The organism is Bacillota bacterium, from assembly GCA_012518215.1.
GTDB lineage: Bacteria > Bacillota > Dethiobacteria > DTU022 > PWGO01 > JAAYSV01.
The window spans coordinates 20920-33466 of the sequence record JAAYSV010000019.1 but is presented as its reverse complement, the minus strand read 5'-3'; the positions used below and the strand labels follow the sequence as shown (position 1 = coordinate 33466).

Annotated in this window: 11 protein-coding genes and 1 CRISPR repeat array; of the genes, 4 read left to right on the top strand and 7 right to left on the bottom strand. The window is 48.8% G+C overall.

The features are described from left to right. Window positions 1-53 precede the first annotated feature (53 nt). From GX364_03430 to GX364_03410, 5 genes are all read right to left on the bottom strand, one after another. A complete protein-coding gene (locus tag GX364_03430) occupies window positions 54-584 on the bottom strand; it encodes a hypothetical protein (protein ID NLI69904.1) in 531 nt (176 codons plus the stop codon). A gap of 794 nt (window positions 585-1378) precedes the next feature. Then, a complete protein-coding gene (locus GX364_03425) occupies window positions 1379-2323 on the bottom strand; it encodes a polyprenyl synthetase family protein (protein NLI69903.1) in 945 nt (314 codons plus the stop codon). Between the two features lie 101 nt (window positions 2324-2424). Continuing rightward, window positions 2425-2721 carry an exodeoxyribonuclease VII small subunit gene (locus GX364_03420; protein ID NLI69902.1) on the bottom strand — a complete coding sequence of 99 codons (297 nt, stop codon included), beginning with the start codon at window positions 2719-2721 and terminating at the stop codon, window positions 2425-2427. A gap of 59 nt (window positions 2722-2780) precedes the next feature. Further along, window positions 2781-3998: an exodeoxyribonuclease VII large subunit gene (gene xseA, locus GX364_03415; GenBank protein NLI69901.1), complete on the bottom strand. Its 1218-nt coding sequence runs from the start codon at window positions 3996-3998 to the stop codon at window positions 2781-2783. A gap of 191 nt (window positions 3999-4189) precedes the next feature. Beyond that, on the bottom strand, window positions 4190-4672 hold the full coding sequence (locus GX364_03410) for a hypothetical protein (GenBank protein ID NLI69900.1): 483 nt from the start codon (window positions 4670-4672) through the stop codon (window positions 4190-4192). A gap of 488 nt (window positions 4673-5160) precedes the next feature. On the opposite strand from GX364_03410, the gene GX364_03405 reads away from it, so the two are divergent. Then, entirely contained in the window at window positions 5161-5673 is a 513-nt protein-coding gene (locus tag GX364_03405) for a hypothetical protein (GenBank protein NLI69899.1), read from the top strand. Window positions 5674-5788: 115 nt separating this feature from the next. Here the strand turns inward: GX364_03405 and yfcE are convergent, their stop codons facing one another. Further along, complete coding sequence (yfcE, locus tag GX364_03400; protein ID NLI69898.1) at window positions 5789-6334, bottom strand: phosphodiesterase; 546 nt, start codon at window positions 6332-6334, stop codon at window positions 5789-5791. 421 nt (window positions 6335-6755) lie between these two features. Between yfcE and GX364_03395 the strand changes: the two genes are divergently transcribed. Further along, a complete protein-coding gene (locus GX364_03395) occupies window positions 6756-7703 on the top strand; it encodes a radical SAM protein (protein ID NLI69897.1) in 948 nt (315 codons plus the stop codon). 168 nt (window positions 7704-7871) lie between these two features. Here GX364_03395 and GX364_03390 read toward each other — a convergent pair whose 3' ends face one another. Further along, entirely contained in the window at window positions 7872-8810 is a 939-nt protein-coding gene (locus tag GX364_03390; GenBank protein NLI69896.1) for a bifunctional 5,10-methylene-tetrahydrofolate dehydrogenase/5,10-methylene-tetrahydrofolate cyclohydrolase, read from the bottom strand. Between the two features lie 498 nt (window positions 8811-9308). Continuing rightward, a CRISPR array of direct repeats spans window positions 9309-10592; the repeat unit is 30 nt; unit sequence ATTTCCAGCCTACCTATGAGGAATTGAAAC. 393 nt (window positions 10593-10985) lie between these two features. On the opposite strand from GX364_03390, the gene cas4 reads away from it, so the two are divergent. Further along, a complete protein-coding gene (gene cas4, locus GX364_03385) occupies window positions 10986-11459 on the top strand; it encodes a CRISPR-associated protein Cas4 (protein NLI69895.1) in 474 nt (157 codons plus the stop codon). Between the two features lie 78 nt (window positions 11460-11537). Beyond that, window positions 11538-12530: a type I-B CRISPR-associated endonuclease Cas1 gene (gene cas1b, locus GX364_03380; protein NLI69894.1), complete on the top strand. Its 993-nt coding sequence runs from the start codon at window positions 11538-11540 to the stop codon at window positions 12528-12530. Window positions 12531-12547 lie beyond the last annotated feature (17 nt).

The window sequence follows — 12547 nt, the reverse complement described above, 5'->3', positions numbered from 1 at the left end:
CTGTTTTCTTCTGCCAATCCATTTATAATATTAACCAATTACTATATTATTTTCTATTTATCCTTCCGGAAAACGCCCCACCTGCACGGCAAAATCCTTTCCAGCCTTGTCAGCAACAGGCCGAGAGCCAGCATGATCTCCGTTGATTTGCGGATGGCCCTGTTTTTGCCCCAGGCCTTCCCCCCCACCGTGACAGCGGCCACCGCGGCTGTAAGCAGAATACGCAGGTAAAACTCCTGTTCTTCTTCGAAAAAAAAGAGATTGAAGAAGATCACCGCGGAGACCGCCCCGCTGACGATGCCGGCTATGTCGCCGATAACATCATTGCAGAAGTTGGCCACGCGATCTGCATTCTTGACCAGCTGCACCGCCTTGCGCGCCCCTTCAATTTTTCGGGAAGCCTTGGCATTCAACGGGGCCATCTTCGCCGCCGCCGCTGCCGTGCCGATACCATCGAAAACAATCCCGATCAATACTACTACTATCAATATTAGCAACGCCAGATAAAGTGAAAATACTTTCTGAAGAAGCAGTTGAGAAGCAACCCCGAAGACAATTGCCAGAAGAAAAGTCCCGATGGCCATGCGGATGACCCAGCCGTTCCCGGCCCCATTTCCTTTTTTTCGTGCCAAACATCTTCACCCCAAAAATAACGCCCCCGGGGATCCGGGAACAGGAAGCAAGCCGAAAACCCATGGAGCTCAGACCGATTATATAAATCAGGCATAAGTGATGATAACCCCGGTAAACTTTACGGCTTAGGTCCAGCAGGATTTCCCGGATGATCACCTGTCGTTGCCGATCAGGAAGTTTCCTATTACGATCATCCCCGCCATGTTGCCAACAGCAGAGCTGGATTGCCACTTAGCTCGTACTTTAACCCCGAAGATACCTTCCGCGCCCGGAAACAGCCTAGGAGATTTCCTCGATAAAGCCTTTCTGCTTCCTAGCCTCTTTTGCAGTGGGGGTTTAAGTAGCAAGCGGCTTCCTCCACCCGCACCACCTCAAGGCAGGCTACGCTGCACACAGCTTTCACCGCATACAGGTTCACCCCAAGCAGTAGTCCTTTGCCACTACAGCAATACACCACCCACTTGGGTCTCCACGGAGCTAGGGTCAACGCCTACATGCCTTTGTAGATCGCCCCAGTTCCTTAACCCCCAGCACCGACCCCCGACTGGGCGTCAGCAGCCAGCACCAGGGACTTCATTGATGTGCCCTCAACGGATTTTTAGGCCCGTTTTTGGAAACAGCGGCTTCAACTAGAATACTGCATCACTTATGCCCTGTGTCAAAGTATTATAACATAGAACGTAGTCAGCAACAACAGAATATTGACCGATCCGCAGGTCAAAAAAACAGGGGCAAATTGTTTCCTTCAATCCTGCCGGGAGACAACCCGGCCGGCCAGAAATCGCAGGGCTGCGGCACGTGAACCAAACTGTTCCAGTTCCTTCATCGCACTTTGATAAAGCACCATCACCCTCCTGCAAGCCTTTTCCCTGCCCCACAACACCGGGTAGGTCGCCTTGCCCTTCCTGAGGTCGGTACCCGTTTTCTTGCCCATCCGCTCGGGATCACCCTCCATGTCCAGCATATCATCGACGATCTGAAAAGCCATGCCGATGAACAGGCCATATCGAGAGATGCTTTCCAGTTCCCCGATGTTGGCTCCACCGACAATAGCTCCCATCCTTGCCGCCGCGCGAATCAAGGCCGCCGTCTTGCGGCGCCCGATCTCTTCTACTTCCCGCGGCGATAGATCATCGCGCCCCTCGGAAGCCAGATCCATCGTCTGCCCGCATACAAGCTCCCTGTACCCCGCTGCTGAAGCCAGTTCATGAACCAGGCGCAGGGCGTTCTGCTCGTGATGTGCGCCTCCTTCTTTCAGGCCAAACTGCGCCAGCAACTCGAAAGCAAGCGTGAGCAGCGCATCCCCGGCCAGAATGGCAGTAGCTTCCCCGTAGACACGATGGCAGGTTGGCTGCCCCCGCCGGTAATCGTCATCGTCCATGGCCGGCAGATCATCGTGCACAAGCGAATATGTATGTACCAGTTCGATTGCGGATGCAACCTCCATGATCACCTCCGCATGCAGGCCGAACGTGGCGGCAGCCGCCAGGCAGATCAGCGGGCGCAACCTCTTCCCTCCCGCCAGCAAGGAATGATTCATGGCCTCGGCGATGATCGGTTCGGGCAGAGAAGCTCGGTCGATGATCCTGCCCAGATATTCATCGACCATGAACTTCCAATCATCAAGTTTTCTGCCAAGTTCCGTCCGGGCCCGATCACGGACTCGTTTGTCGTCCACATTTTTTTTCATTTCCACCATGCCTCGATGCCTCGATTCCCCGATTCCTCGATTCGGGACCGTAGAATTATATTTACCCCTTTGCCAAAAAAAATTACAGGGGGTTTATTGAATCATTCTTCATATCTGTAGGTATCATCGCTGTCCCCGTCATAACTGCTGCCTTCAACCGGCAAGTCTTTATTGTCATCGACATCCCGGCCGCCCTCCTCCTCGTTTTTCAGGAGATGTTTAACTTTGAATTCCGCTTCGGCGAGCAGTTCCCTGCAGACCGTCGTCAGATCGATCCCCTCCTTGAACAACTCCAGCGACTCCTCCAGCGAGAGTTTCCCGCTTTCCATCTTCTTGACGATAGTTTCCAGTTTCTCCATCGCTTTCTCGAAAGAGATCTTCTGTTTGCCCCCGGTCATTTCCCGCGCTCCTCCCTGTATTGTTATTTACAATTGAAATTGGATTCAGACAACAAAAATCAAGAACTGTTCCCTTTTATTATCTTCTCTATCCGTGCCCAGGCCTTCCCATCCAGGAAAGTTAGCTCCAGCCGTTCGCCTTCACGCATATCGGCCACGGACGTTACCAGGCGGCCATCTTCATCGCGACAGAAACTGTAACCTCGTTGCATGATCTTGAAGGGACTCAGGCCTTCCAGCCTGGTGGTAGAATTGGCCAGACGGTAAGCTTTTTCCTGGAGCTGGTAGAGAAAGGTTTGTTTTAGCCGCGAGGATAATTCCCGCCGCTGTTCCTCTTTCCGCCCGATATACTCGTACGGAAGACGATAAAAACGTTCGGTGATGATATATTCGAGCCGCTGCCGCTCCCTCTCCACCCGCCTCCACAGGCCCGCTGAAAGCCTGTCATTCAGGGAACCGATCTGCCAGCGAAGATCTTCTCGTTTCGGGAAAAGGAGCGATGCCGCCCCGGTAGGGGTTGGTGCACGATGATCGGCCACAAAGTCGGAGATGGTAAAATCAGTCTCGTGCCCGATAGCCGAAAGGATGGGGACAGCGGAAGCGAATATGGCCCGGGCCACCTCCTCGGTGTTGAAAGCCCAGAGATCCTCCAACGAACCTCCCCCGCGAGCCAGGATGATAACATCAACATTGCCCAGACGGTTGAGGCGGCGGATAGAGGCCACGATATCGGCAGGAGCCCTTGTTCCCTGCACCAAAGTTTCAACCAGCAGAAATTGAACGGGAGCAAAGCGGTTCCCGGCGGTGCTCAGAATGTCCTGCAGGGCGGCCCCGGTCGGGGAAGTCACCAGCCCCACCCGGCGCGGGTAAGCAGGAAGCGGTTTCTTGTGCCGCAGATGGAAGAGCCCTTCCCGCTCGAGCTGTTTTTTAAGTTGTTCAAAAGCCAGATAAAGTGAGCCCATCCCTGCAGGTTCGAGCTCATCGACAATGAGCTGGTACTGGCCAGAAGGCTCGTAGACAGAAATGCGACCGATGCCCCAGACGTTCATCCCATCGGAAGGCAGAAATTTGCAACGGAAATTGTCTCCTTTGAAAAAGGCGCAACGCAACGAGGAACGCTCATCTTTCAAAGTGAAGTACATGTGGCCCGAACGATGATGAGTGAAATTTGAAATCTCTCCGGCCACCGTGATATGGGATAGGATACTATCGGTCTCGAGCAGACCCCGGATATAACTGTTGACTTCAGTTACGGAGAAGATCCGTTTATCATCCATGGCAATATTTTACCGTTACCGGTTCAATTAGGCAAGCAACCGGATAGTAGAAAAGTAATGATACAAGCGCTTTTTCTTCCCGACAGTTTACAGGAAAATCGTTGCACCCCCGAAGGATTCAATCAAATATTTCAAGCCCTTCTCCATGATGACGAACGCTACAATCAATGGATGAAGTGCAATTCAAACAGCTACTCCATGATGTCTATCATTTCCCATTCCGGTATCTGCCCATCAACCTTGTAATGCATGAACTCCAATTCAATAGGTTCGTTTGACCCGTCATTTTTGGAGATGATGACTTCGATCAGAAAATAGTTTTTTTCGGCTCCTTCCCTGTTATCGTTGTCGATAAAAATGGAAACAACGGTCTGCCCCTCAGAATCGAAATGAGCGACCAGAGGCTCTACCACATTGCCCTGCAAGGCATCAAGGTCAGCCTGATCGTAGTAATCCTTTGACATGATAAAAACCTGCGGCAGAACCAGGCCTTCCGGATAGGGATACTGGTGAGGCCCCCCCGGCAATTCCAACTTCTCCGCCTCCAGCGCCCCGTTTTCCTCTTCACTTTTCGTCTGGAACAACTCATCCGGCGGCGAACAGCCAATGACCGGAACGATCATCAAGATGAACACCACGACAGTAAACAGGAATACTCCAATTCGTTTTGACATTTTCCGCCCTCCTTCGTATTCCGGTATTTTTATAATCGTAACAATCCCGGCAGTTTCAAAACATATTTTTCGATGCTCCATCCGGCATTGAAGTCGATTTCATTTCCAAAGACAGGAAATTGTCCATGCGATGCAATTATAGCAATTCTAGGTTATGAACGTCAATTGTATGAATGCCCCCGTCAGCTGCCTCCACCGGAGTGCAGTGCAGGCCGGGAAGAAGACCCGCCAGGCGGAAACAGGATGCCATCTTGCAACCATTGCGAGGGAGTCAACGATGCTCACCCTGCCGGCACAACGAGCCACGCACAATGCATGTTGTGCTTCCCCGTTTTCAGGAGATAATTGCTGCTGCTTGGGTCTCTTTCCCCTATATTTATTTTGTCAACCTGTCGGGCTAAAAAAGCGTGATATAATCAAGAATATCAAAATCATCGAGAATATCTTCGGGTATCCATGAAACAAAATATTCCAAGGGGGCTTCTGGAATGGCATTCGTATATACCAATTTTCTGGATGGCAACTATTATTTGCATCAGGGATTGACCAGGAAGGGCAATCCGCGCTACTGGTTTTCAAAAAAACCGGATGGAACCCTTGTTGATAGAATTCCCGATGGTTACAGAGTACATGAAACACCAAACGGAATGGTATATCTGGCAAAGATAAGGCCACCGGTTTTCTCCAGAAGTGAAATAAATGCGGTTAAAAGCAGCATCCCCAAAAAACTTGACGCAAAAGTAAACATCATGAAAAACATGATCACAATATACCTCAAAATAGAATGCGATGATTGGTACAATCCCCTCATGAGATTTATCCTTGTGAACAAGAAAACCAGGGAGTTCGAAGCTCAAAGATACTGTTTCAGGAGTTCAAGTCGTGGTTGGATAGAACTGGATACATCTACAGATTTGAAAAAACTGGCAAAGAAATGTTGCGTTCGTCTGGGCCAAGATTCCTTTTATGATCTACCCTATCTGGTGGACGGCTTCCTGTGATCTTCCGGAAGCTACATCCTCCCCATCTTTTATTTTCTTCAGTTTATTTTCAATTGATGAAGGATATGTCATTATCCATGATCGGGGGCTGATGTCACCCCGCAACCTATCTGCATCAACACAACGAAAGTTCTTCCCGGAGCTTCCCCTCCAGGTCCTTGATGCAGATAGAGCCGGCATCCAGAAGGCCGTAAGAACGGTAATGGTCTCCCGCCGGCAGGGACAATGACCCCGGATTGGCAATATATATCCCGTCTTTCTTCCCGAGAGCGGGGATATGGGTATGGCCACAGAGCATAACATCGCCCCGATTCAACGGGGGCCGCAGATCCCCATTGTATATGTGGCCATGCGTCATCAATATCCTTCTTCCTTCCAGAAAAACGGTAGAAAGAACAGCCGCCAGCGGAAAATCGAGGACCATTTCATCGACTTCACTGTCACAATTGCCCTTCACGGCAACAATTCTTTCGGCATAACTGTTGAAGGCAAGTGCCACCTCCGCGGGGTCGTAGTCCCGGGGGAGCGGGTTACGCGGCCCATGATAGAGTATATCGCCCAGGAGAAGAAGATGATCGGCATCCTCCTTCTCGAATAACTCCAGAGCACGGCGTGTATAATGCAGCGAACCGTGGATATCGGCGATGAACATCAGTTTCATGTCTGTCCCCCTCCTTCCTTTCGCAGATTTTTTTGTTCGCTATGATACCCATAGAAATTGAACTACTCAAAACAGGCCATGCAAACGATTGCCCCGGGTGCATTGACGGTTAAAGATCCGGAAGGGCATAAGCCAAGCCCATCCATTCGCGGAAGACCCCCAGGGTACATCGATGGTTGAATATTCCACATCGGGGATGCCAGTTCCTTGCTCGTCGTTTCATATATTTTGTCGTATCGGCCTCGGTATGATACTATAATTTCAGCACTGTTGCGGCAATGTGCATGATCCCGGGGCAGGTTCGGCCCGCGGCCACTGTTACGCAACATTCAGTTTCTGAACAAACGAAGGAGGAAAGCCCCGACCACCGCCCGTGCAGAGTTTTCCGACCGTCGTTCTCCATGGGCACAGGATTGAACAGATGAATAAATTTACCGTGGATCCACGCCCGCCAATCTACCTCTCTCTTGACGAGGAACAATGGAACGAGAAGATCGCCAGATCAAGAGAGCTTGCCTCCCCCTGCGGCTTATGTGCCCGGCATTGCCGGGCCATGAGATACAAAGACACGGGGTCCGGAAAATCTGTCCTGCCAGCAACCGGTTTCTGCGGAATAACATACCGGGCGCTCATATCTTCCTTCGGGCCGCATTTTGGCGAGGAATCCCCGCTGGTGGGTTCGAGGGGGTCGGGCACCATCTTCTTTGCCGGCTGCAATCTGGGTTGCTCATTTTGCCAGAACTACACCCTGGCCCACCTGGGTGAAGGGCGGGAAGTCACCGATGAACAGCTGGCCCACATCATGCTCAGGGTGCAGCAGATGGGTTGCCACAACATCAATCTGGTGACGCCTACCCATGTGGTCCCCAACATCCTGAATGCGGTGAGAACCGCCTCCCGTCTTGGCCTCGAACTCCCGCTGGTTTACAACACCGGGGGGTATGATGATCCGGAAACGATCCGCCTCCTGGACGGGGTCGTCGATATCTACATGCCCGATATGAAATACGGTGAACGCGAACCTGCCGAGGAATTTTCCGGAGCACCCGATTACCCGGAAATCAATTTTGCGGTGGTCAAGGAAATGCACCGGCAGGTCGGGGATCTGGTCTTCAACAATCAGAATGGAACGGCGGTCCATGGCCTTCTGGTAAGGCATCTGGTTCTGCCGGAAGGGAAAGCCGGCACGGAGAAAATAATGACTTTCATCGCTGAAAAAATCTCCCGTGACACCTACGTCAACATCATGGCGCAGTACCGGCCCTGCTACAAGGTCGTGGGGCATCCTGTGCTGGGAAGAAGGATCACTTCCAGCGAATACCGGGCTGCCCTGGAAATCGCCCGCAAAGCCGGGCTGAGAAGAATCTGAAAACAGAACAACCCGTTATCGTTTCTTCTTGGGGAATTTTTCTGCCCCCTTTGGCCGGGAAAGACCCGAGACCAAGCCAGCCGCCCGAAAAGACAAAGGGGACGGCTCGCCACCCCTGGCAGCGAAAACCGTCCCCAAAATTGTTCACCTGAAACGAAGGTTCACGATTTATAACAGATTGTTCTGTATCCTGCAGGCTTTCAACGCATTCTTGATAAGCATGCGATTGGTTACCGAGCCCACACCACCGGGAACAGGAGTGATGGCTTTGGTCTTATCCTTGACGGCATCAAAAGAAACGTCACCGACAGTCTTGGTCTTGGGCTTGCCTTTCTCGTTGAGCACTGGCTGGCCGTTCTCATCAAGTACCTTGACCCGGTTTATACCCACGTCGATCACGATCGCCCCTTCCTTGACCAGGTCCGGGCCAATCAGATCAGCCTTGCCCGCGGCAACGATCAGAATGTCGGCTTTGGTTGTATGCTGCGCCAGATTGCCCTTCATGCTCGTAAATACATGAGTTACAGTGGTGGTAGCATTGCGGTTAAGCGCCAGAAATGCAGCGGGTTTCCCGACGATATTCGAGTGGCCAACGACGACGATCTCCGCTCCCTCGAAGAAATCCTTGGGATCGACCTTCTCGACTTCACGCGCATAGCGCTCCAGAATTTCAATCACCGCCGCCGGAGTGGCCGGCGGAAAAGTGGGTTCCCCGAGGGCCAGCTTGCCCATGTTGAAAGGATGGAAACAGTCAATATCCTTGTTCACATCGATGGTATTGATCACCGCACTGTCGGAAATATGTTCCGGGAAGGGGCGCAGTGGCAAAATGCCGCTCACGGCGCTGTCAGCATTCAGTTTTTTTACAACCTCGATAACATCTTTCTCGGGAATATCTGCCGGGGGATTCTCGTTGATATAGTTGAAACCAACCTCCTCACAAAACCTCTCGACCTGCCCACGGTACATCCTGGAGCCAAAATCGTCCCCCACCAGCAGGGTGGCAATACCCGGGGTAATACCTTTACTTTTGAGTGTCTTGACCTCTTCAATTATTTCTTGCATCATCGTATCGCCGATAGCCACGCAGTCGATAACCAAAGTCATAAAACCAGCACTCCTTTCTATTACAAAAATTTGATCAAACTTGCACAATTATAACAAATTATGCACATGTCTGTCAATTGAATTGATTTGCGCCATTCAGTTAAATCAGCATCGTTGTTGCTTTCTTTTTCTCATTCCGTCGCAAAATTCCCCCTCCGAGCCTTCTGGTAAAATACATGGACATATCAAAGGAGCACATCAAAATAAATTCAAGATTACCGATATAAAAACAGGAAAACAACCTTGAGTGTAGAATCAAATAGTAGTAGAATGGCTTTTGCTGGCATTCGCAAATAAAAGCTATTCAACTGTCGTCGTCCCCCGGAGATGTAAAAACACCCGGGAACCGACGCCACTTAAAAATATGACAAGAAAAAACCCGCAACGCTTGCCAGATAACGCTTTTTTGTATTTGGAGAAGTAAAAATGAAACGCCGGATAATATTTTCAATCAAATATCCTTTTTTGATAAACCCTTGCAATACGTGTATTTAACGGATTTCCAGCCTACCTATGAGGAATTGAAACTCCAATCGGACACGGAGAAGTCTTCCATTTTTTCCGATTTCCAGCCTACCTATGAGGAATTGAAACGATTATATTGAAGGAGTGGACACCCCGGGGGAAGCGCATTTCCAGCCTACCTATGAGGAATTGAAACCAGAAACAGCAACGTGTTTCCACACAATATATAAAAATTTCCAGCCTACCTATGAGGAATTGAAACCACCAACCTCTTTTTGCGTCAGTTCGTGGTGATAACATTTCCAGCCTACCTATGAGGAATTGAAACGACACATAAATCCTTCCCTATCAGCGTGAGGATGCTATTTCCAGCCTACCTATGAGGAATTGAAACGACGGCACCGGCGCAACAGGGGCTCCGCAAGATCCCTATTTCCAGCCTACCTATGAGGAATTGAAACTGGTCTAAAACTCACATATTCAATAAATGGTAAATCTATTTCCAGCCTACCTATGAGGAATTGAAACTCGAGGCTATCAATCAGCCCTTGCTGACGCATCTCCGATTTCCAGCCTACCTATGAGGAATTGAAACAGATCGCCTGAAGGCAATCTAGAAAAAATAAAGGGGATTTCCAGCCTACCTATGAGGAATTGAAACCCTTTTAACAGGGTCAAAAAGACTCCCGTCACCTAATTTCCAGCCTACCTATGAGGAATTGAAACAAAACTTTTTCATAAAAATACCTCCGGCGGTTTTAGATTTCCAGCCTACCTATGAGGAATTGAAACCGTTATTATTTCAAATCAATTATACGAACCGGAAAATTTCCAGCCTACCTATGAGGAATTGAAACAACTCAAAGCTTCGTTTAGTTCCTGCGTCCCCACGTATTTCCAGCCTACCTATGAGGAATTGAAACGATTATACATAACAGCCAGATCGAGCCGGTGAAAGCCATTTCCAGCCTACCTATGAGGAATTGAAACTGCAGGTATGTTCTCATGCACCAGTAGTCGTAGTCCATTTCCAGCCTACCTATGAGGAATTGAAACCATTATTTCACCCGCCCTTTTATCCGGTAATTGCCATTTCCAGCCTACCTATGAGGAATTGAAACCAAGGGGAAGGTCAGCATCAATCATTTTCGATGTGATTTCCAGCCTACCTATGAGGAATTGAAACTGTAAAACCTCCAAAGACAGCATATCCGCGAATTTATTTCCAGCCTACCTATGAGGAATTGAAACCTATCTGCCTCTGGAAGCTCTGTGTCGCATATCTCAATTTCCAGCCTACCTATGAGGAATTGAAACTATATTAACGATCTCGCTAATGCCTGAGTTTAGTTTAATGGGTTTTCTAGCCTATCCGTGATGGTAAATTATTGTCGGTGTCGTTGTAAATCTTTTAGATTTTCGGCTTAATTTTGAAAAATACCCCTTAAACCTCATAATATCTGCTTCTTCCGGTTAACCCGGAACACTTCTGATTTTCCTTTGTTGTTGTGCACCCATTCCCTATTGCTGATCAAGCAACCTCATACTTATTTTTCGGTATAGATTTTAGTAACAAACTACTATTTTATTCGGTATGAAAGGCACTTGGCTCAAATCCTGATTTAGAATAAGTTGTCATTGGTTGAAAAATAGAATGATACCGGGAGGAGACCCGTTTTATTGGAAAATAACATCCGCATCACCGGAAGTATGGTTCAAGCTTACATGGTCTGCCCCCGCCAGGCCTGGCTTGCTTCACGGCAGATCTGCCCGGATGAAGACAATGTCTATTTGGCCCTGGGGCGTCTTATTGACCAACAATCTTATGGGCGGGAAAAAAAAGAGATCCGTCTAGGACACCTCTGCCTGGATCTGATTCGCCGCGGCAACAAGCAACTAGTCATCGGGGAGGTTAAAAAATCTTCCCGTGCCCGGGAAGCGGCCAGATTGCAGTTGGCCTTCTATCTGCACGAACTGGAGGCCATGGGAATAAAAGCTGAAGGAGAACTGCTTTTTCCTGAAGAGCGACGCAAGGAACGTTTATTTCTTGATGAAACCTTGTCACGACAGGTTGCACAGATCAAATTTGAAATTACCGCTCTGTTGAATCGTGAATATCCCCCGCCTCCCGAGAAGATCAAGTTGTGTTCAAAGTGCGCTTATGCTGAATTGTGCTGGGCTTAGGCCGAAAGGGTTTCCCCCTTTAAACCCTGAATGTCCGGCCTTCCCAGCCAGTAAATTAAAATCAATGAGGAGCGAATCATGAATAAAACCCTTTATCTCTTTCAAAGTGGCCGTTTAAAACGCAAGGGGAATACGATCTTTGTTGAAACTTCGGAAAAAGCCCGTTATTTCCCCATTACCAGTATCCGTGACATCTTTATTTTTGGCGAAGTGGATATTAACAAAAAGTTGCTGGAATTTCTTCACGAAAATGAGGTCATACTGCATTTTTTGGGCTACCATGGCCACTATATCGGCAGCTTCTATCCCCGCGAACATTACAATTCCGGCTACATGATCCTGAAACAAACTGAACATTACCTTGATTATCCAAGCCGTTTGAAACTTGCACAAAAATTTGTAAGTGGAGCTCTGGCCAACATTTTGCAGGTCTTGCGCTACTATCAAAACCGGGGCAAGGATGTTGAAAAACAAATTTTGGCCATAACCGCTCTTTCCAAAAAAAGTGCAGATTCTAAAAGCATTGAAGAACTCATGGCATTTGAAGGGAATGCCAGGGCCCATTATTACGAATCATTCAATCAAATCCTCACCGAACAAAATTTTTTATTTCAGGGGCGCAGCAAACGCCCGCCCGAAGATCCGCTAAACGCACTGATCAGCTTTGGAAACACCCTTGTCTACATGAAAGTATTAACCGAAATTTACAAGACTCATCTTGATCCACGGATCGGTTTCTTGCATGCTACCAACTTTCGCCGCTTTACATTGAATCTGGACATTGCGGAAATTTTTAAACCGATACTGGCCGACAGGGTGCTTTTCAACCTGATAGGTAAGAGAATGTTAACAGAAAGGGATTTTGAAAAACACGGGGGAGCCGTTCTGTTAAAAGACAAGGGGCGTAAAGTCTATGTGCAGGAATTTGAAGATAAATTGATGAGCACCTTTTATCATCGGCAGCTCAAACGTAACGTCAGTTACCAGACATTGATCAGAATGGAAATCTACAAGTTGGAAAAACATCTGATCGGCGAACAAGTATACCAGCCCTTTGTCAGCCGTTGGTAAGTGAGGTGAAAAGAATA